Annotated in this window: 16 protein-coding genes; 8 read left to right on the top strand and 8 right to left on the bottom strand. The window is 59.3% G+C overall.

The features are described 5' to 3' along the window. Nucleotides 1-40 precede the first annotated feature (40 nt). From IM816_RS14550 to rfbB, 5 genes are read right to left on the bottom strand one after another with little or no spacing between them, the layout of a single operon-like run. Complete coding sequence (locus IM816_RS14550) at nucleotides 41-1,465, bottom strand: mannose-1-phosphate guanylyltransferase/mannose-6-phosphate isomerase (protein WP_250338627.1); 1,425 nt, start codon at nucleotides 1,463-1,465, stop codon at nucleotides 41-43. A 5-nt stretch (nucleotides 1,466-1,470) separates the two neighbouring features. Continuing rightward, complete coding sequence (gene rfbD, locus IM816_RS14545; protein WP_250338626.1) at nucleotides 1,471-2,406, bottom strand: dTDP-4-dehydrorhamnose reductase; 936 nt, start codon at nucleotides 2,404-2,406, stop codon at nucleotides 1,471-1,473. Further along, entirely contained in the window at nucleotides 2,403-2,960 is a 558-nt protein-coding gene (rfbC, locus tag IM816_RS14540) for a dTDP-4-dehydrorhamnose 3,5-epimerase (protein WP_250338625.1), read from the bottom strand. Before rfbC ends, rfbD begins: the two co-directional genes overlap by 4 nt. Continuing rightward, the gene (gene rfbA, locus IM816_RS14535) at nucleotides 2,957-3,841 is read right to left on the bottom strand and encodes a glucose-1-phosphate thymidylyltransferase RfbA (RefSeq protein ID WP_250338624.1); all 885 of its coding nucleotides are present in this window, start codon (nucleotides 3,839-3,841) and stop codon (nucleotides 2,957-2,959) included. The genes rfbC and rfbA overlap by 4 nt, the downstream gene beginning before the upstream one ends. Next, a complete protein-coding gene (gene rfbB / locus IM816_RS14530) occupies nucleotides 3,838-4,884 on the bottom strand; it encodes a dTDP-glucose 4,6-dehydratase (RefSeq protein ID WP_250338623.1) in 1,047 nt (348 codons plus the stop codon). Before rfbB ends, rfbA begins: the two co-directional genes overlap by 4 nt. A 194-nt stretch (nucleotides 4,885-5,078) precedes the next feature. On the opposite strand from rfbB, the gene IM816_RS14525 reads away from it, so the two are divergent. From IM816_RS14525 to IM816_RS14490, 8 genes are all read left to right on the top strand, one after another. Continuing rightward, nucleotides 5,079-6,257, top strand: coding sequence for a trans-sulfuration enzyme family protein (locus tag IM816_RS14525; protein WP_256470183.1), 1,179 nt, complete (start codon nucleotides 5,079-5,081; stop codon nucleotides 6,255-6,257). Continuing rightward, nucleotides 6,254-7,099 (top strand): ABC transporter permease, encoded by an 846-nt coding sequence (locus IM816_RS14520; RefSeq protein WP_250338621.1) that lies wholly within the window; start codon nucleotides 6,254-6,256, stop codon nucleotides 7,097-7,099. Before IM816_RS14525 ends, IM816_RS14520 begins: the two co-directional genes overlap by 4 nt. After that, entirely contained in the window at nucleotides 7,089-8,438 is a 1,350-nt protein-coding gene (locus IM816_RS14515) for an ABC transporter ATP-binding protein (RefSeq protein WP_250338620.1), read from the top strand. Before IM816_RS14520 ends, IM816_RS14515 begins: the two co-directional genes overlap by 11 nt. Then, nucleotides 8,435-13,105: a glycosyltransferase gene (locus IM816_RS14510; protein WP_250338619.1), complete on the top strand. Its 4,671-nt coding sequence runs from the start codon at nucleotides 8,435-8,437 to the stop codon at nucleotides 13,103-13,105. The genes IM816_RS14515 and IM816_RS14510 overlap by 4 nt, the downstream gene beginning before the upstream one ends. Before the next feature lie 62 nt (nucleotides 13,106-13,167). After that, the gene (locus IM816_RS14505; protein WP_250338618.1) at nucleotides 13,168-13,614 is read left to right on the top strand and encodes a hypothetical protein; all 447 of its coding nucleotides are present in this window, start codon (nucleotides 13,168-13,170) and stop codon (nucleotides 13,612-13,614) included. An 11-nt stretch (nucleotides 13,615-13,625) separates the two neighbouring features. Then, on the top strand, nucleotides 13,626-14,690 hold the full coding sequence (locus IM816_RS14500) for an acyltransferase family protein (protein ID WP_250338617.1): 1,065 nt from the start codon (nucleotides 13,626-13,628) through the stop codon (nucleotides 14,688-14,690). Then, a complete protein-coding gene (locus IM816_RS14495) occupies nucleotides 14,687-16,432 on the top strand; it encodes a hypothetical protein (RefSeq protein WP_250338616.1) in 1,746 nt (581 codons plus the stop codon). The genes IM816_RS14500 and IM816_RS14495 overlap by 4 nt, the downstream gene beginning before the upstream one ends. A gap of 90 nt (nucleotides 16,433-16,522) precedes the next feature. Next, nucleotides 16,523-18,091, top strand: a complete 1,569-nt coding sequence (locus tag IM816_RS14490) for a hypothetical protein (protein ID WP_250338615.1) — start codon at nucleotides 16,523-16,525, stop codon at nucleotides 18,089-18,091. On the opposite strand, the gene IM816_RS14485 is transcribed toward IM816_RS14490, so the two are convergent. From IM816_RS14485 to IM816_RS18770, 3 genes are read right to left on the bottom strand one after another with little or no spacing between them, the layout of a single operon-like run. After that, nucleotides 18,083-18,493: a GtrA family protein gene (locus IM816_RS14485; RefSeq protein WP_250338614.1), complete on the bottom strand. Its 411-nt coding sequence runs from the start codon at nucleotides 18,491-18,493 to the stop codon at nucleotides 18,083-18,085. The two genes, IM816_RS14490 and IM816_RS14485, sit on opposite strands and share 9 nt — an antisense overlap. A 9-nt stretch (nucleotides 18,494-18,502) precedes the next feature. Further along, entirely contained in the window at nucleotides 18,503-19,288 is a 786-nt protein-coding gene (locus tag IM816_RS14480) for an acyltransferase (RefSeq protein WP_250338613.1), read from the bottom strand. Next, nucleotides 19,285-20,151: a WxcM-like domain-containing protein gene (locus IM816_RS18770; protein ID WP_072321899.1), complete on the bottom strand. Its 867-nt coding sequence runs from the start codon at nucleotides 20,149-20,151 to the stop codon at nucleotides 19,285-19,287. Before IM816_RS18770 ends, IM816_RS14480 begins: the two co-directional genes overlap by 4 nt. Nucleotides 20,152-20,170: the final 19 nt, after the last annotated feature.

Raw genomic sequence — 20,170 nt, 5'->3', positions numbered from 1 at the left:
TTTTGTTGAAAGGGATGACCGCCGCCGAGGCGGCGGTTGTTCACCCGACGGTACCAGCGCGCCCGTACACGTCGTCGAACCGCACGATGTCATCCTCACCCAGGTAGCTGCCGGACTGCACTTCGATGAGTTCGACCGGCACCTTGCCCGGGTTGCGCAGGCGGTGTTTGCTCCCGAGCGGGAGGTAGGTGCTCTGGTTCTCGGCCAGCAGAAACACCTTGTCGTCGCACGTGACCTCGGCCACGCCTTTCACGACAATCCAGTGCTCGGCCCGATGGTGATGCATCTGCAGGCTCAGGGCGGCTCCGGGCTTCACCACGATGCGCTTCACCTGAAAGCGTTCGCCGTTCTCCAGGGAGTCGTACATGCCCCAGGGGCGGCGAACCACGCGGTGCAGATCATGCTCAGTCCGACCTGCTTTCTTCAGTTCCTCAACGACCAGCTTTACGTCCTGAGCCGCATCTCGCTTGGCCACAAGGGTCGCGTCGGGCGTAGTGACTACGATGACGTCGTCGAGACCCACCGTCGCAACCACGTGCCTCGCATGAGCATGGATCAATGATCCGGTCGTGTTGATGGCAATGACGTCGCCTTCGCTGTGATTGCCATGCTCATCCTTGGCGGCAGCCATCCACAGAGCATCCCACGAACCGATGTCGCTCCACTCGCAACTGACGGGAACGACCGCAGCGCGCGCGGTTTTTTCCATCACCGCATAATCGATGGAATCGCTGGGCGAGCTGGCGAACGAATCGCTGTCGAGGCGCACGAAGTCAAGGTCGACATTGGCCTTTGTGTAAGCCGCCTTGGCCGCCTCGAGCATCGATGGCGCATGCTGTGCGAGCTCATCCAGGTAGCGGGAAGCCAGGAATAGGAACATGCCCGAATTCCAGTCGTACTTGCCGCTGGCCAAGTAGCTTTGAGCTACTTCGAGCTCGGGCTTTTCGACGAACTGGCTGACCTTGAACCCGAACGAGTCGATGCTGTCGCCGCGCTGGATATAGCCAAAGCCGGTCTCCGCGCGCTCGGGGCGGATACCGAACGTGACGAGCCAGCCTTGCTCTGCAAGAGGGCGGGCCTGAGCGACTGCTTCGGAGAACGACGCGTTGTCTCCGATCAAATGGTCCGCAGGCAAGACCAGAATGAGTGCGTCCGGCGATTTCTCCAATGCACGCAAAGCGCCGACCGCAATGGCGGGCGCGGTATTTCGCGCCGTAGGTTCGAGGAGGATGCTTGCACCCTCCACCTGGATTTCCTGCAATTGCTCGGCGGCGAGGAATCGATGGTCATCGCTCGCCACGACGATGGGCGCTCCCGTATCCGGGAGGCCGCGGGCGCGTTGAATCGTCTGCTGGAAGAGCGTCCCCTCTCCCGTCAGTGCCAGGAATTGCTTGGGCAGGTTACGACGGGAGATCGGCCAAAGGCGCGTACCGCTGCCGCCGCTCAGAATGAGGGGAATGAGCATGGTGGTTATTCCACGTGTTCGGATAGATAGGTGAGTACGTCATCCACGCCGGCGGTCCAGATCGGAAAAGCGAAGTCGAACGTGCTTTCGAAGCGTGCCGTGTCCAGTACGGAATATGCGGGACGTTCGGCCGGCGTTGGGAATTCGTTCGTGGCGATCGGTGTCACGATCGGCGCCCGCTTGATCAGGCCGCGCACCGCGGCACCGCGCAGCAGGTAATCGGCGAAGCCGTGCCAGGTCGTTTCGCCCTTGGCTGTGACGTGATACGTCCCCTGCAAACGTGCCCGATCGGTAGGGCCCGCGGAAAGCCAGGCGTCGACAGCGACAACCGATGCAGCGACGATCAGGGCGGTATGGGTGGGCGTACCGTATTGGTCCGCCACGACGCGCAACTCGTCACGTTCGGCGCCGAGTCTGAGCATCGTGCGAAGAAAATTCCGCCCCACTGCCGAGTAGACCCAGGCTGTCCGGAAGATGTAGTGCGGCGCGCCGCTCAGGCGGAGTGCCTCCTCCCCGGCCAACTTGCTGCGGCCGTAGGCGCCCACCGGGCCGGTGACGGCATCCTCGGTATAGGGCGTGGTGCCGCGACCGTCGAAGACGTAGTCGGTCGAATAATGGACCACCAGTGCCTGGTTTTTCGCCGCCCATGCGCCAATGATGCCAAGCGCTTCGGCATTGATGCGGTGGGCCGCCGCTTCGTCCTGTTCGGCCTTGTCCACGGCCGTGTACGCTGCGGCGTTGATGATGATAGCCGGCTGCTCGGTGTCGAGGATCTGAGTCAGCGACCCGGGTGTCGACAGGTCCGCCACCACGCCCGCCCGGCCGTCGGTAAGCTGGCCATTGCGGCTTGCCGCCAACAGCGTGCCACGCTCAGCGAGGTTGCTGTCGGCGAGGAAGGCTTGGCCAAGCTGACCATTGGCTCCGAGTAGCAGAATCTTCAATCAGCGAACTCCGGTAGCCGCTCCGCCGGCACGTCAGCCAGCAGCGGGGCGTTCATGTCCTTGTTCGAAAGGGTGGGTTCGCTGACCGGCCAGTCGATGCCAAGTGCCGGATCATTCCAGCGAATGCCTGCGTCGGCGCTGGGCTCGTAAAGTTCGGTGCACTGGTAAGAGAACGTAGCGTAGTCGGAAACGACGCAGAAGCCATGCGCAAACCCCTCCGGAATCCAGAAATGGCGATGGTTTTCGGCGGTAAGCATGGTCGCTGTCCATTGCCCAAAGGTGGGTGAGCCGGTGCGGATGTCCACCGCGACGTCATACACCTCGCCCTCGAGCACGCTGACCAATTTGCCCTGGGGGCGCGGCCACTGGTAATGGAGTCCGCGCAAGACGCCTCGCGACGACCGGGATACGTTCGACTGCACGAAGCGGCGCTCGATGCCCAGTTCTCGGAAGACCTTCTCGTTGTAGCTTTCGTAGAAGAATCCGCGCGAATCGCCGAAAACCTTCGGTTCGATGACGAGTACGCCGGGGAGGGACGTCGGAGTCGATTTCATTTAACCAAACCGTGCCCGATGAGGCTGTGCAGATATTCGCCATATCCCGTCTTGGCCAGCGGCTTTGCGAGTTTGAGAACCTGTTCGGCGTCGATCCACTTATGGTTGAACGCGATTTCTTCGGGGCAGCAGACCTTCAGGCCCTGGCGGTTTTCGATCGTCTCGATGTAGTTGCCGGCTTCCATCAACGACGTGTGGGTGCCCGTGTCCAGCCACGCGTATCCGCGCCCCAATTGCTCGAGCATCAGGGAACCGTCGTCGAGGTAGCAGCGATTGAGATCGGTAATCTCAAGCTCGCCGCGCGGCGAAGGTTTCAATTCGGCAGCGAAATCGCAGGCGCGCTTGTCGTAGAAGTAAAGGCCGGTGACGGCGTAGTTGGACCTTGGCTGTGCCGGCTTCTCTTCCAGGCCGACGACGCGTCCCTCGCTATCGAACTCTGCCACGCCATAGCGCTCCGGATCCTTTACCCAGTACCCGAATACCGTGGCGCCGTGCGAGCGGGCAGCCGCACGCTTCAGCCGCTCCGTCAGGCCGACACCGTAGAAGATGTTATCGCCGAGAACGAGGCAGCTGGGCTGACCTGCAACAAAATCCCGGCCGATCAGAAACGCTTGCGCCAGTCCATCCGGCGAAGGCTGTACGGCGTAAGAGATGTTTATTCCCCATTGCGAACCGTCGCCGAGCAGGCGCTGAAACAACGCTTGTTCGTGCGGGGTGTTGATGATGAGGACATCGCGTATGCCCGCCAGCATCAAGGTGGCCAGCGGGTAGTAGATCATTGGCTTGTCATACACCGGCAGCAGTTGCTTGCTGACTGCCTGGGTGATCGGATACAGCCGGGTGCCGGAGCCGCCGGCGAGGATGATGCCCTTGGTGGTCATGCGCCGAGTCGCTCCATGCGGTAGCTACCGTCAAGAATGGACGCAACCCAGGACTGATTATCAAGGTACCAGTTGACCGTCGCCTCGATGCCCGATTCGAACGTCTGCGTCGGCGACCAGCCCAGTTCGCTTTCGAGCTTGGTGGCATCGATAGCGTAACGGCGGTCGTGCCCCGGTCGGTCGCGCACGAAGGTGATCAACGACTCGCGCGGCTCACCTGAGGAAAGAGGCTGGCGCTGGTCGAGAATGCGGCAAATGGCTTTGACGACGTGGATGTTCTCACGCTCCGCGTTGCCCCCGACGTTGTAGGTCTCACCGATGCGGCCGCCGTCCAGCACCCGACGAATAGCCGAGCAATGGTCGCCAACGTACAGCCAGTCACGGATGTTCTTGCCATCACCATAGACAGGAAGAGCCTCACCCTTGAGCGCCTTCTGGATGGTCAGAGGTATGAGCTTTTCGGGGAACTGGAACGGACCGTAATTGTTCGAGCAGTTCGTCGTGAGGACAGGCAGACCATACGTATGGTGGAAGGCGCGCACAAGGTGGTCGGATGCCGCTTTGCTCGCGGAGTAGGGTGAGTTAGGTGCGTAGGGCGTCGTTTCGGTGAACTTGCCGTCCGCGCCGAGAGAGCCGTACACCTCGTCGGTCGATACGTGCAGGAAACGGAAGCTGTTGGCGGTGCCTTCGAGCGCGCGCCAGAAATCACGCGCTTCTTCGAGCAGCCCGAGGGTGCCAACGACATTCGTCTCAACGAAGGCAGCGGGTCCATCGATGGAGCGGTCGACATGCGACTCCGCCGCAAAATTAACGATGGCGTCCGGGCGATGTTCAGCCAGCAGGCGCTGAACCAGGGGGCGGTCGCCGATGTCGCCCTGGACGAAGACGTGTGCACTGTTGCCCTCGAGCGTTGAGAGCGTGCCCAGATTGCCCGCATAGGTCAGCTTGTCGAGGTTCACGACCCGCAGCCCGTCGGCAACGGCCTGAAGTACGAAATTGGCGCCGATAAAGCCAGCACCGCCCGTTACCAACAGTGTTTTCATAGAGCCTCTTGTCGTCCATATTTGCGCGTCGCGGTCGCTGAAAACCGCCTCCGACCGCGTTTATTCATGCCAGAGACGCTCCAGGCGCACCGTGGCTGTAATACCCGCAGCGTTATAGGCGCCAAGTGTAATATGTACCGCCGTTTGCGAGGGGTTGCGCTTAAACGGCCCATGAATCCAAGAGATAAAGTCCTGTGAAGACAAACGGTTACGTAAAGAACGCTCGTCCCGCCCATGGACTTGGTACTCGTGCAATCCATGCGGGTCAGACGCCTGACCCCTCTACTGGCGCCATCATGACGCCCATTTACGCGACGTCGACATACGTTCAGGCAAGCCCGGGCAAGCACCAGGGCTTCGAATATTCCCGCACGCAAAATCCAACGCGCATGGCTTACGAGGCGTGTGTCGCGTCGCTGGAAGGCGGCGTGGCGGGCTTTGCGTTCGCTTCCGGCTTGGCCGCTGCATCGACCACTCTCGAACTGCTCGACGCCGGCAGCCATGTGATCGCCATGAACGATCTATATGGCGGCACCTATCGCCTGTTCGAACGGGTGCGCCGCCGCACCGCCAACCTCGAGTTCGATTTCATCGATCTGAACGACCCTGCCGCCTTGCGTGCGGCGCTGAAGCCGAACACGCGGATGATCTGGGCGGAAACGCCGACGAATCCGATGCTGCAACTGGTCGATCTCGCGAAGGTGTCGGCGTTCGCGAAGAAGCACGGCCTCATCCTCGTCGTGGACAATACGTTCTGCTCGCCAATGTTGCAGCGCCCCATCGAGTACGGGGCTGACCTGGTGCTGCATTCCGCCACCAAGTATCTGAATGGTCATTCGGACATCGTTGGCGGCGTCGTGGTTGCGGCGAACGAGGCCTTGGCCGAGCAGATGGCGTTCCTGCAGAACTCCATCGGCGCCGTGGCGGGGCCGTTCGATGCGTTCCTCGCGATGCGCGGCCTGAAAACCCTACACTTGCGCATGCGTCAGCATTGCGAGAGCGCTCTCGCGCTGGCCTCGTGGCTGGAGAAGCACAAGGCTGTGGAACGTGTCATCTATCCTGGTCTGCACAGTCATCCACAGCACGCGCTGGCCCGCAAGCAGATGGACGGTTTCGGCGGCATCATCTCCGTCGAGGTCAAGGGCGGAAAGACTCGGGCAAAGCGGGTGCTCGAACGGTGCGAACTCTTCGCCCTCGCCGAGTCGCTTGGTGGCGTGGAGAGCCTCATCGAGCACCCGGGAATCATGACCCATGCGTCGATTCCGCCTGCAACGCGGAAGAAGCTCGGCATCTCGGACGGCCTGATCAGGCTCTCGGTCGGCGTGGAAGATCTCGCCGATCTGCGCGGCGAACTCGAGTCCGTCCTGGCATGACGGGTCTTCCAGTAAGGGCGGCTGCGCTGCGCATCCCCCTACACCCATTCGGGCCGTATGTGTCGCTGTTCCGGAATGCCCGGCTGATCTGGGAACTGTGCAGGCGCGATGTTTCCGGTAGGTATCGCGGTTCGATGGGCGGCATGTTATGGGCCTTTTTGAACCCGCTGTTGATGCTGGCGATCTATTCGTTCGTATTCGGTTACATCTTCAAATCGCGTTGGACAGCAGTCGAGTCCGGCAATGTCAATTTCGCGATCATTCTCTTTATCGGTCTCATCATCAGTAATTTCTTTTCTGAGTGCTTGAATCGCGCGCCTGTTCTCATCACGGCCAATCCGAACTACGTGAAGAAGGTCATCTTTCCACTCGAGACCCTGTCATGGGTGACGGTTGGAACGGGGTTGTTTCATGCGCTCATCAGTACGTTGGTGCTGGTGGCGGCGCTGCTCGCTACGGGTACGGCGGTGGCCCCGACGGCCGCGCTGTTTCCACTGCTTCTGCTGATGTTCCTGCCGATGGTGGCGGGTGTGACCTGGCTGTTTTCGGCGCTTGGCGTGTATTTTCGCGATACCCAGCAGATCATGCAGGTATTGACTACATCCCTTGTCTTTCTCGCGCCGATTTTCTATCCGCGCAGTAGTCTTCCTGGGCAGTATCGTTGGCTGTTGTCGCTCAACCCGCTCACCTACATCGTCGAAGCTGCGCGTGATCTCGTGCTGTGGGGACACTTGCCGGACATGGCCGCATCGCTGGCGTACCTGGCGTCCTCGTTGATCGTGGCGTGGTTTGGTTGGTTGGTATTCAATGCGACGCGCAAGGGATTCGCCGATGTCATCTGAAGAGATCGTCATCGATGTCCAGGGCGTCAGCAAGCGCTACGAGATCTACGCGAAGCCTTCCGATCGGCTGAAGCAGATGCTGGCATCAGGCATACGTCGTATCCTGCCGGGCGACGAGGTGCGTTACTTCCGCGAGTTCTGGGCGTTGCATGGGGTATCCCTGCACGTGCGCCGCGGTGAGTGCGTCGCGCTCATCGGGCGAAATGGCTCCGGCAAGTCCACTCTTCTGCAAATCATCGCTGGCACCGTCTCACCTACCGAAGGTGTTGCCTCCGTCGACGGGCGGGTTGCCGCCTTGCTGGAACTCGGCTCGGGGTTCAACCCCGAGTTCACCGGCATCGAGAATGTCTATCTCAACGCGTCGCTGCTTGGCCTCTCCCGCGAAGACGTGGATGCCCGGCTCGACGATATTCTCTCGTTCGCGGACATCGGAGATTTCGTCAATCAACCGGTCAAGACCTATTCAAGCGGCATGACCGTCCGACTGGCATTCGCGGTACAGGCACAAATCGATCCTGACGTACTCATCGTCGACGAGGCTCTGGCTGTCGGCGACGCGCGCTTCCAGGCGAAGTGCTTTGCACGACTGAAGACGCTTCGTGAGCGGGGAACATCGATCCTGCTCGTAACGCACTCTACAGAGCAGGTCGTGACGCACTGCGATCGAGCCGTACTCATCGATCAGGGCCAGAAGCTTGACGATGGCGATCCGCGGCCCGTGGTGAATCGCTATCTCGATCTCCTGTACGGTCGTCAGCGCATCACGCCGCCGATTCGCGAGGGGGAGCATGCGGGCGACGCGACCGTCAATGACCAACTCGAGCATTTCGATCCGCAGTTCGGCGAGCGTCACGAACCTATGTTCGAAAGCCGGCCTGCGTACAACCCCTACGAGCACCGGTGGGGCGACGGAGGCGCGGAGATCATGGACTTCGCCGTATTTGCAGGTGACCAGGCTTTTCCTGCGGTTTTTCGCTCCGGGGAAGAGCTGGCCTTGTACGTCCGTTATCGCTTCCGGTCGGGCATTCTCCGCCCTATCCTTGGCGTCACGCTGAAAACCAAGGAGGGCCTGACGGTCTACGGTACGAACACCGAAATGGCCCTGATGGACCAGGCGTTCCCACCGGGCGAGGCCGGCCGCTCTGGTATTGCACTGTGTCAGTTCCGGTTGAAGTGCGCGCCGGGCGACTATTTCCTATCTGTCGGTATCGCGAGCCGCGACGGCTCCGGCGAGGCGGTCCCACATGACCGCCGCTACGACTCGATTCATCTGTGCGTGGAACCCGACACGCCGTTCGTTGGCCTCGCGGACCTGGGCGCCAGACTGGAATTCCTATGACCAACTCATCAAATCCTGCGCTTGCCGCGTATCGCTACGACGGCGAAGCTCTGTGCTGGCTCCGTCGCGATACCGTTCATGAATGGGCGTACTCCGATGGCGAAGCCGTCGAGGAAAATCTATATCGCCTGATAGCAGAGTGTTCCGACCGTTCGGTTCTTTCTGCAGAGCTCGCGGGCAAGATCACCGACTGGCCGACTCGCTACTACTTCAGCTCCCGGCGGGCCAATCTGCTTCGTCCGCTCGAAGAAATGCTGCGCGGCAGTGTGCTTGAAATTGGTGCTGGTTGCGGTGCCATCACGCGCTATCTTGGCGAGACAGCTCGTAGCGTGACAGCCATTGAGCCGTCACCTCGCCGTGCACGCGTGGCTGCCAAGCGTTGTGAGGATCTGTCCAGCGTAAGCGTCGTCGTCGACAACCTCGAAGCTTTCCAGACGTCGGAAAAATTCGACGTCGTCACGCTTATCGGCGTGCTCGAGTATGCCGAGCGCTTTGCCAAGCGGCCCGATGCGGCTGCTCATTGGTTGCAATGCGCGCGAAGCTTTTTGAAGCCTGGTGGTGTGCTGCTCGTTGCCATCGAGAACCAACTCGGGCTCAAGTACTTTGCGGGTGCACCGGAAGATCATCTGGGGCGGCCGATGCTCGGGCTGGCCGACCTGTACGGTACGAGTGGCGCGCGGACTTACGGCCGCGCAGCCCTGACGGCTATGCTGCAGGACGCCGGATTTGCGGATGCGGCGTTCGCCCTGCCGTTCCCCGACTACAAGCTACCGACGTCCGTGCTTCTGGCGCGTGGCGACGACGCCATGCCCGGGTTCGACGGTGGCTCCGCCTTGGCAGCTGCAGCGGTGACGAAGGATCCGCAGATCGGTCATCCGCCCTTGTTCGCTCTGGATCGTGCCTGGCATGTTGTTGCGCAGAACAATCTGCTGACCGACGTGAGCAATTCCTTCCTGGTCGTGGCACACACGGCGCCCATGGTGGCGCCATTCGGTCACGCCAATACACACGTTTCCGCTTATCACTTCTCGACGGAGCGTGCGCCTCAGTTCGCCAAGCAGGCGGCTTTCGAATACAGCGAGCGCGGGTGCCGGGTGCGTCGTCGATTTCTCGTAGACGCTTCCAGCCGTACCAACCGCGGATTTGAATGCCGACCAGCTGACGAGGCCTATGTTCATGGCCGATCGATCAGCACCGATCTCTACGAACTGTTGCAGTACGACGGCTGGCGCATCGAAGACGTGGGCGCCTGGACGCGGCGGTGGCTCGATGCCGTCGCTTTGCACGTGGGTCTCGATCTGGAGACGCTCCAGCGTTCGTCCTATAGCGCTGAGATCATGCTCCCTGGCGAAGCCATCGATTTGGTGCCGCACAATCTCGTACAGGATGCCAACGGCGACCCCCGCTTCATCGATCTGGAGTGGCGGGCCGCTCAGCAGCTTCCACTGGGCTACATCGCGTTTCGTGGTCTCCTGGAAATCGTCGGCGGGTGTGTCTCCGTGGCCCGTCCGTACGATCCGGAGCACGGCGAGGTTGGGCAGTTCATTGCCGGTGCGATGCGCCAATGCGGTGCCGACTTGCTTCTCCTCGATACCGACATAGAGCGGTACCTCGAGATGGAACGTCGATTCCAATTCGCCGTGTCCAACCGAGAGCCGGCGTTGTCGCTCGAATCGTTCCGTGCATCGCGTCTGCCTCTTTCCACCGCGAGCCAGCACGAAGGCGCTCTATCTCCGGCACGCTTCGAGGCACGTGAGCTGGAGGGCCATCTTGCCAGTCTGCAACGTCACCACGACGACCTCCTTGTCGAGCACTCCCGGGTAGCGGACTGGGCCCATGGCCTGGACAAGGAGCTTCTGGACCTGCGTTCGCGTTACAGCCAGCTCGTGCGGGAACACGAGGAAGTGGCGGCATGGGCAAAGGGTCTTGATGAGCAGGTCCAGGGAGCCATGAGTCGCCTGGACGCTTTGGTGCAGCTCGCAGAAGACGATGGCGATCTGGAGGCGGCCATGCTCGGTGCCTATCTCCTCGAACTGACCACTCTCCGCCGAAATTACGCTTTGGCCAAGCGTCGTGCGGATCGTCTTACTGCCGATATGGCCACGCTTGAGCGTACCTTGAGCGCTCAATCCGCCACTGCGGAAGATCTGCGGGCGCAACTGAGCGCCGTTGAGGCGCGCGTGCACGAGTTGGCAGAGGCGAATGACGTCTTGCAGGCATCGCTTAATGAGGCTCGCGAACGCGCTCATGGCTTCGAGCGCGAACTGGCGCGTGTTCGACGCGCGCTGGGGAGTGATGGTGCAAGCGAAAAGACCGTCCCGACCGAGATGCACATCGAGCCCTACCGTGCGTTGGAAAGCGAGCTGACCCAAGCAAAGACCGAGAGTGCTGCAGCACATGCACGAGAGGCGCATGCGACCGATGAGCTGGCCGCAGCAAGGCGACGGCTCGGAGAGGTGGAGCAGCAGCTTGCGGCGGTCACGGCTCAATTCGACCTGTTGGTGCGCTCGCAATCGTGGCGCCTTACCCGACCGCTGCGCTTCGGCTTGAGACTTCTTCGGGGTGACTGGAACGGATTGACGGCGTCGCTTCGCGGAAAGTCCTGGACGCAGTCGCGGATGCTGGGATTCGTCCGCGCGCCCGCAAAGCGGTTTCTCATGCGCAGGTCGGTCACCATAGCGCCGCCGCCGGACCTCATTGGTACGACCGGAATCGATGCACACGAACTGCTGACAGGCGTCTCGTTCGAGACGGTGGAGAACCCAGTCGTAAGCATTATCATTCCGGCCTATGGTCGCCTCGACCATACCGGCGCTTGTATCAAATCGATCCACGCGCATCTGCCGTCAGCATCGATCGAGGTCATCGTCGCTGAGGACGCATCGGGCGATCCAGAAATTGGTGCATTGGCCAACGTGCCCGGGCTGCGCTACTACGAGAATCCGACCAATCTTGGCTTTCTGCGTTCCTGCAATCATGCGGCAAAGCAGGCGAGGGGCAAGTACATCTATCTCCTCAACAACGATACACAGGTAACACAGGGTTGGCTGGATGCGCTAGTCGAAACGGCGCAACGCTGGCCGGACTGCGGCATGGTTGGGTCGAAGCTGGTCTACCCTGACGGAAGACAGCAGGAAGCCGGCGGTATCGTCTGGAAGGATGCGAGTGCGTGGAACTACGGTCGCCTCGATGATCCCTCGCGCAGTATTTACAATTACACGCGAGAGGTCGATTACATCTCGGGCGCGTCGATCCTGCTCGAGCGGAGTCTGTTCGAGTCCTTTGGCGGATTCGACGAGCTTTATTTACCTGCGTACTACGAAGACACCGATCTGGCGTTCAAGGTTCGTGCTGCCGGGCGGAAGGTGGTGTTCGAGCCGAAGTCCGTCGTGGTTCACTTCGAGGGTGTCTCGCACGGTACCGACACCTCTACGGGCATCAAGGCGTACCAGGTCGAGAACCAGAAGAAGTTTCGCGAGCGTTGGAAGGACGTTCTCGAACGCGACCATCTGGCCAACGCCGATCGCCCGTTCCTCGCACGCGATCGCAGCCAACTCAAGAAAGTCGTGCTCGTCATCGATCATTACATTCCACAACCGGACAGGGATGCGGGATCGCGCGCGATACACCAATTACTTATGCTTCTTGTGAAGCATGGCTACACGGTGAAGTTCTGGCCCGAAAATCTCTGGCATGACGCCGCCTATGCGCGTTCGTTGCAGGATGCTGGTGTAGAAGTGCTCTATGGCGGTGAATATGTAGGTCAGTTCGATCGGTGGATCACGGAGAATGGGGGGTTGATCGATGCGGTCATTTTCAGTCGTCCCCACGTAAGCATCAATTTCATTGATAGCGTAACCGCGCATAGCAAGGCGCGGCGACTTTACTACGGCCACGACATTCATCATTTGCGGCTGGCGGAAGAATTAAAGGTGCGTCCGGCTGAGCACATCCGGGATGAGATGAGTCGTTTCCGGTCGATGGAGGAGTCTTTGTGGACGCGTATGGATGCGGTCTATTACCCCTCCATTCTCGAAACCGAATTTGTGTTGCGTTGGGCTGACGAGCGTGGTCTTTCCGTCAACGCGATAACGATTCCCCTTTATGCCTACCAAGATATACCCAGGGACATTAGCAATAATCTTGTTTCGCGGGACGGCATCCTCTTTGTAGCAGGATTTGGGCATCCCCCGAACGTCGATGGCGCGATGTGGTTCGTGCGGGAAGTACTGCCGCACATACGCCAGTATCATCCTGGGGTGAAAGTGACTCTGGCAGGATCAAACCCTTCGCCGGACGTCCTGTCTCTAGCGACGGATGATGTAACCGTGACGGGCTTCGTCAGCGATGAGGTGCTTTCATCTCTTTATCGTGCTTCACGCGTAGCGATTGCTCCTCTGCGGTTCGGTGGGGGGATGAAGGGGAAGGTGCTCGAAGCAATGAGGTATGGGTTGCCCCTCGTTACGACCTCCACCGGTCTGCAGGGGCTCGCTCAGGCGGAAGATTTTGTTTTCTCGAGCGATGATGCCATCGGGTTCTCTCAGGCTGTCGCAATCTTGATGACAGATGACGAGGAATGGAAGCGTCGATCGACGCAGTCGCAAGAGTTCGTGCTCAAGGCGTTTTCGGAAGATGTGCTGCTTCGCGCTATTGAGGGGGGGATGTGAAGATCGTTGCGGTGATGCATACCCCGGCGCGCCTGGGCGGCGTAGAGTACACGAGGAGCAAGATGACCAAGCTCCGTTTTGGGTTGGTCTTGGCAGTGATCACACTTGTTCTCTGCGGGTGTAGCAGGGAAGGCGGCAAGGAGGCATACGCAGCTAAAAATGCGCCTGAACCTTCTAAGGTCGATGTTGCTCGCCCAGTGCCCACCTCCCTGCTGATAACCGATTACGGCCCTCGCGCGGTATTGCGTGGTCGTCCGTTCAATGCGCAACCTGATGGGTCATCAGCCATCTGGCTGAAGTTGGACCAGCCATTACTCGGTGGCAGCGCAGTGGTCAACTTCAGCGGGCGCGAGCTCAAAACGACGGTTGATGGGAGCGTCGTGACGGCCATAGTCCCGCCAAGTCTGATCGCTTCGCCATCCAATGCAAAAGTTGTGGTCCAAGTTGCGCTACCGGATGGCGGGAAGATTTCCTCCAACGAAGTCACGATCAGCGTCAGTAACGATTGAGGTTCAGGGATATGGCGCGTTCAATTCTGGTCGCGGAAGGCTTGGCCAAACGCGAAGACAACTTCCTCTTGTTGCGCGTCATCGCGGCATTGCTGGTTATCTATGGGCACAGTTTTCATCTCGCTCCCCGGGGCGGATTGACGGAGATTTTCATCGCGTCGGGGTGGGGTATTTATAGCGGCGACATCGCTGTGGATATGTTCTTCGTCATCAGCGGGTTCATGGTCGCTGGAAGCTATATCCGGCAGCCGGACCTCTGGGAGTTCATGAAAGCGCGAATCCTCCGCATTGTTCCGGGCTACTTGGCTTGGCTCATTATTGCAGCGCTGGTTCTTGGTCCGATGTTTACGGCCATGCCTTTGGGAGAGTATTTTCGCCAGCCCGACGTATGGCACTACGTCACGGATAATCTTAAGTTCTCTTCAGACATGCGTTTCCTTTTGCCTGGAGTCTTCGCGGCAAACCCGCACCCGGTTGTAAATGGCAGCCTTTGGACATTGCCCGCTGAGTTCAGAATGTACGTCTTCGTTGCCGTACTCGGCGCCACAGGCATCCTGTCCCATCGAAGGTTGGTAACGTCGGCCGTGTTCGGGTTGGTTGTCATCGGAATGATCACTCCGTGGAACCTCCCGTTGCATCCCGACTGGGTGCGTCTCGCCGGCTACTTCTCCATCGGTATTCTTGTCTTTGTGTTCAAGGACGAGATAAGGATAAGCAGCGCGGGGCTTCTTGCGATCGCCTTTGCCGCATATTTGTGCCGCGGATTGGATGTCTATCCAATCGTTTTTGCGCTCGCTTTGACATACTTCTGCTTCTGGTTTGCCTATATCCCAAAGATCCCTCGCCTGGACGCCTATGGCGATCCGTCATACGCGATTTATCTTTGGGGCTGGCCCATACAGCAGATCTACGTTGAGGCAATGCCTCAGTCTGTATCGGCGACGAACTTCGTGCTATCGGCCGCGACGGCGGTGATCGTTGGGTATATATCCTGGTATTTGGTCGAGAAGCCTTGTTTGCGATTAAAGACAGTGTTTTCGCGAAAGTCTCCCGCAGTGGCGAGGAGTGGCATGTGAGCAGGGAAGCCGCTTCCTCGATGGGCCCGGAAACTGGTCAATGGGTGAATTTTGCGTTGCGTTGCGTCGCGGCGCTGGTGGCGCTTGTATTCGCGCAATGGGTGCTCGTCCCCGGATTTCTGGCACTCGATGTGCCCAGTCATTCTGATCTGTGGCGTTACTACGCCACTGCTCATGACATGCCGTTGCGTACAGCAGTGGTTAGTCCGCGCCCCTTAATGGTTGTTGCACTTCATGTGCTCTCTGTAATAGAGAGCCCTCGACTATTCTTTTTTGTGCTTAATTTGCCCGCGGTCCTGTTCGTCGCTTCGCTTTCAATGGCCGCCGGGCGATTCACCCGGTTGGCGACATCGCACGTAGTTTTTTTTCTACTCTGCCTCATGATTTTTGGAACACCTACGTTCTACGAGCTCAACCCGCTCGACTATGGCGGATTGCTTTCAGGCGTGTTCTTCGCATTTGAGGTTCTCCTGCTATGTCACGCCCGCGATCGGGCGACCGATGGCGATCCCCTCAAATACTGGGCTTTGGTCGCTGGTAGTGCCTTGCTTGGCTACCTCTCATTCGAGACGAAGCCGACGTTCGCAGCTTTGATTCCTCTGGCTCCCATTGTTCTGTGCGAGAGATATTCCGCTCGCAAGATCATGGGTGTATGCGGGGCCTGCGCCGGGGTCATTGTTCTATCCGTGGCAAAGGATGTGCTGCTGAAATCGCCTTTCATTGACGTAAGTGACGGGGCTAGTCCCTATAAAGTCGGGACAAGCCCGGTTATTGTCTTGGAGGCAGCATCGTTTTACGTTCGAAAGATCTTTATCTGGCCATTGATTCCTATTGCCGCGTTTGGAATGTGGCGTGCGTGGCGCCATGGAAGGATGATGTTTTGCGTCACTCTCTTGGCACCGATTCTGGCTGTTTTGCCAATGTGTGCTATTCCGTCGCGCCTACTCGAAATGTATTCTTGGTACGGCACTGCCGTCTTGGGCGTGCTCCTGGCTTCGCTTTTTTCGGTCCGTGGCCAGAAATGGGTTAGGTGGATTGCGTCGGTCTTGGTTGTGATTGGTTTCGCTGCGGGCGTGATGGGCGCCGACCGAAAGGGTAGGGAAGCTCAATGGACTATTAGTAATCACTTGCTCAATAGCGCAACTCTGCGAGGTCTTGAAGCGTTGCAGAGTCGGATCACTCCGCGAGAGCGCATTCTCGTTACCGGAACGCTTGGTCCGTTCAGTCCGTTCAATAACGATCGCTTCATTGCAACCACGACACCTGTTCGCTTTTCGTGGAATGTTGCGTATCCTCCGGCTAGAGAGGCCCTGGTACGAATCTCTCATGATTCAGCACTGCACATTCCCCGCGCTTCGGTTGACTTCCGGGCCTACGATCGTGTCGCAATTTTCGGGGCAGGAGGCGAGCTGGCGGAGTTGAGGCCGGCCTCTGAGTTCCTTTCCATGCCAGACTACGACATTGCTCTATTGTTTTATTGCCGCGATGGATTGGACTCGAAAGATCAGAAGCTGCCTCAGGCGCTTGAATGCCTTAATCAGTTTGGCGAATACGCTGCTGCGGAGTCCTACGGTCAACGGATGGGCGAGAGTTCGGGTAACCAATGGGTATGGTATTGGACGGGGCGTGCGAGCGAGGCGCTGGGCCATAGTTCCGAGGCATTTAAGGCCTACGAGAAGGCTGCATCGATTGAGCGCGCCGCTGTGTTCGTGGATGCCGCCGAGCGAGTCAAGGGCGGTTGACGGTCCGCGCTGCTTCCTCCCGTCGCCCCGGGGCACGAATTAGCTACCGTTCTGGTGACGTTGAAGATTCCGACAGGCAGGTTATTTGAGATGATGCATCTAACAGACCTCCGGCGCGGCTCTTCGGCACCTGTTGTTACAGCGCTACTGCTTTCGCTGCTGTGCGTGGCGGCAGGGCAACTATTTGAAATCCGCTACGGCCTCAACATCTGGGATGAGGGCTTCCTCTGGTACGGCGCCCAGCGAGTGACGGCTGGCGAGGTCCCGATTCGGGATTTTATGGCCTACGATCCGGGGCGTTATTACTGGGTCGCTGGGCTAACCAAGCTCCTGAACGTGCAGGGGATTCTTGGTATTCGCGTTGCTGTGGCGCTGTTTCAATGGGTGGGATTGGCGGTAGCGCTATGGATGGTGGTTCGAAACACCACAAGGCGGCAACTGCTGTTTGTCGTCATCGCAGCGATCACGCTGTGGATGTGGATGTTCCCCCGCCACAAGCTGTTCGATATTTCCCTATCCATCATGTTGGTTGGCTTGGTGGCATGGTGGTGGGAGTGTCCAGACTTGAGAAGGCATCTCGGGCTTGGCATCGCACTGGGCTTGGTCGCCTGCTTCGGGCGCAATCACGGGGCCTATGGTTTCGCCGGTTGTTTGCTTGCTTTTGCCTGGATGGCCGTGGCGACACGGCGTCTTCCCTCAACGACACATTTCGCCGCCTGGATTGCGGGGCTTTGCCTTGGCTTTGCGCCTATATGGATCGCATGCCTGTTCGTTCGTGGCTTTGCGACCGCCTTCTGGGAAAGCATCGCTTTCCTTTTCGAGGTGAAGACGACCAATCTGCCACTGCCGATTCCCTGGCCTTGGCTGGTCAGTAGCGCCTTGCCTTTGGATGCTCAGGTGCGCTATCTGCTCGTTGGCATTTGCTTTGTGGCCTTGCTGCTCTACCCCGTGGCGGCAGCTTTTGTTCTGTGGCGCCGCCGGGCGCGCGGTGAATCGTTCGATGGCGCTCTGGTGGCGACGGTGTGTTTAGCGGTGCCTTATGCGCATTACGCATTTTCCCGCGCCGATGTGGGGCATCTTGCCCAAGCTATTTTTCCTTGCCTGATCGGATGCATCCTGTTTCTTTCGGGTGCGCCACTTGTCAGGCGAGGCGTTGGCCTCGCTTGCATGTCCTTCGCTTCGGCGTGGGTCGTCTGGCCTTCGCATCCTATTGTGCCGTGCATTACCTCGGGGCTCTGCAAGGACGTGACCATCGGCGACGATCACCTCATGTTGGATCCCGCCACCGCCTCCGATATCGGGTTGATCCACCAGCTGGTAAGTAACTACGCCCCGCGCGGACGGGCATTCATCACCACGCCATATTGGCCTGGCGCGTACGCTCTGATGAATCAGCGTTCACCGCTCTGGGAGATCTACGCGACGCCACCGAGAACCGAAGCATTCCAGCGTCAGGAAATTGCCAGACTCAAGGCGGCTGACCCAGGGTTTGTATTGATTCTCGAGTTTCCGCTCGATAACCGCGATGAACTCCGTTACAGCCGGACACATCCCGTGATGTTCAAGTACGTACAGGAGCACTTCTTGAGTGTTCCGTCGCCAAATCCCAACTATCTGATATTCCGCGCGCCCGACACATCGGCAGTCGGATCAGGCTGACCCAGCTCGCTTGCCGAAGACGATACGCGACATCACGTAGGTGAGCGGAATCGTGATGAAGATGGCAAAAAGCGGGGCGATGCTCGCAGGCATGTGGAGCCGCTCCACCCACGCCCAGACGACGGCCAGGCTCACGAGGTACTGGGCAAGGTAGACGAACGGGTACAGCACGAGTGAACGCCAACCGCGGTGAGCCTGAAACACAAACAGTCGGTTCAGTAAGAAGCCCAGTACGATGCCGAAGATATAAGCAACAGTGTACGCGGGCTTGTACCCCATGAACTGCAGCAACAGCAGGTACATCCCGTAGGTGGCGCCAGTATTGACGCCACCGGAAATGAGAAACCGAAGAAAGCTGGAGCGTGAGATCAGACCGCGCAGCCTTGTTAGCGTGATTGCCACTGCCGCTTGCTACTGGTCGGTAAGACTGGCGCGCCAAGCGGCATAGCCCATGTCCTGCCAGGGCATGCCTCGATCGAACGATTCGCGCCAAGGGTAGACCTTGGAACCATCGGCCTTGGACTTTACGTCGTGCACCGACGCCACGGGCTTTGCGGGGTTACCCGCAACGACCGTCTCTGGCTCGACATCCTTGCGAACCATGGACGATGCACCGACGAGCGAGTCACGGCCCACGGTAACGCCAGGGAGGATAACCGACATCGTCGCAATGACCGCGAATTCTTCCACGGTGACACCCAGCAGCGTCTCCGATGGCGGATGGGGGTCGTTTGTGAGCACTACGTATGGAAAGATCCACACGTAGTCTTTCACCACGCTCTTGTGACCGATATGCACGTTGCTGTGGAATCGCACGTAGTTGCCAATCGTGCAGTGGCCCTGGATGTCCGACAGTGTGCCGATTCGGACATGGTGCCCGATATCTGCCCGTTCTCGGATCGTGACACGGTGACCACATTCGAAGTGGTCGCCGAGCTTCGAGCCGGCATAGATGATCGTGCCGGAACGAATGATCGAATGGGCGCCGATCGACAGCTCAGGGTTCGTGTACTCGGCGGGGCTTCCATAGATGCCTACATTGGGCTCGCCGAGGATGCACTGGGCTCCGACGATCGTGTTGTCGCCTAGCACAACGTTGTCGTAGACGATCGTGTTAGCTCCGATCGTCACATTGGCGCCGATCGACACGTTATCGCCAATGATCGCGGTGGGATGGATTCCAAAGACGTTCTTCATGCGTTGCCCTCGTTCTTTATTCCGGCGGTCAATGTCCGGAATTCCTGGTATGACCTGATGTACTCGGCACTGTCGTAATAGTGCGAGGCGAAGACAAGAAGCACGGCGTCAGGCGAGTACTTGTACTGCACCCCCCAGGTCAGCGGAGGTAGATAGATGCCCACCGATGGATCATCAAGAAGAAATTCTTCGCGGTGGTGACCGTCGTCCGCGACGACGCTGCAGCGTCCTTGCGTGCACAGCAGAAACTGCTTGCATTCGCGATGGGCGTGCTCTCCTCGGATCTCGGCGTTGGGCACGCCAAACACCATGAAGTAACGCTTCGGCTCGAAAGGCACCGTGCGCCCGAATTCCCCTACGGTCAGGTTGCCGCGTAGATCGAGGATCTTGGGAAACCGATGCAGGGTGACGCCCCTCACGAGGGTGGGTGTTACCGAGGCATCACGGTTCGATCCTGATGCGTCGACGCTTACCGGCGCGTCGCCGTCTGAGGAGACGGTATAACCAATGATTTGCGCGGGATTACCGGTGACGATAGCGTGCGGCGGTACGTCGCGGACCACGACAGCGCCAGGCTGGATGCGAGCACCCGTCGCGATGACCACGGGTGCCGACACGACGGCGCCGGCCATGATCACGACGCCGGGTTCCACGCGCAGAGTGGCGCCGGCATTCCCGCAGAGCATCGCACCTGGGCCGATCTCGACGTTGTCGCCGATGACGGCATGAACGAGGATTGCGCCTTCCGCGACGTTCACGTCGTTTCCCAGCGCAACACCTGGGCCAAGGGTTGCGCCTTCGGCGACACGGCTTCCTTGGCCAATCGTGGCGTTTGAGTTGATATTCGCCTGTGGACTGATCATCCCTTGAAACCCCTTGAGT

Origin of the sequence: Luteibacter flocculans (genome assembly GCF_023612255.1) — a bacterium.
Classification (GTDB): Bacteria; Pseudomonadota; Gammaproteobacteria; order Xanthomonadales; family Rhodanobacteraceae; genus Luteibacter; species Luteibacter flocculans.
This window is presented reverse-complemented; position numbering and strand designations above follow the sequence as displayed.

What these genes read in the sequence shown, in the direction of transcription:
- IM816_RS14550 (WP_250338627.1), bottom strand. Translation starts at nt 1,465, where the DNA reads ATGCTCATTCCCCTCATTCTGAGCGGCGGCAGCGGTACGCGCCTTTGG.
- rfbC (WP_250338625.1), bottom strand. Translation starts at nt 2,960, where the DNA reads ATGAAATCGACTCCGACGTCCCTCCCCGGCGTACTCGTCATCGAACCG.
- rfbA (WP_250338624.1), bottom strand. Translation starts at nt 3,841, where the DNA reads ATGACCACCAAGGGCATCATCCTCGCCGGCGGCTCCGGCACCCGGCTG.
- rfbB (WP_250338623.1), bottom strand. Translation starts at nt 4,884, where the DNA reads ATGAAAACACTGTTGGTAACGGGCGGTGCTGGCTTTATCGGCGCCAAT.
- IM816_RS14520 (WP_250338621.1), top strand. Translation starts at nt 6,254, where the DNA reads ATGACGGGTCTTCCAGTAAGGGCGGCTGCGCTGCGCATCCCCCTACAC.
- IM816_RS14515 (WP_250338620.1), top strand. Translation starts at nt 7,089, where the DNA reads ATGTCATCTGAAGAGATCGTCATCGATGTCCAGGGCGTCAGCAAGCGC.
- IM816_RS14510 (WP_250338619.1), top strand. Translation starts at nt 8,435, where the DNA reads ATGACCAACTCATCAAATCCTGCGCTTGCCGCGTATCGCTACGACGGC.
- IM816_RS14505 (WP_250338618.1), top strand. Translation starts at nt 13,168, where the DNA reads ATGACCAAGCTCCGTTTTGGGTTGGTCTTGGCAGTGATCACACTTGTT.
- IM816_RS14500 (WP_250338617.1), top strand. Translation starts at nt 13,626, where the DNA reads ATGGCGCGTTCAATTCTGGTCGCGGAAGGCTTGGCCAAACGCGAAGAC.
- IM816_RS14490 (WP_250338615.1), top strand. Translation starts at nt 16,523, where the DNA reads ATGATGCATCTAACAGACCTCCGGCGCGGCTCTTCGGCACCTGTTGTT.
- IM816_RS14480 (WP_250338613.1), bottom strand. Translation starts at nt 19,288, where the DNA reads ATGAAGAACGTCTTTGGAATCCATCCCACCGCGATCATTGGCGATAAC.
- IM816_RS18770 (WP_072321899.1), bottom strand. Translation starts at nt 20,151, where the DNA reads ATGATCAGTCCACAGGCGAATATCAACTCAAACGCCACGATTGGCCAA.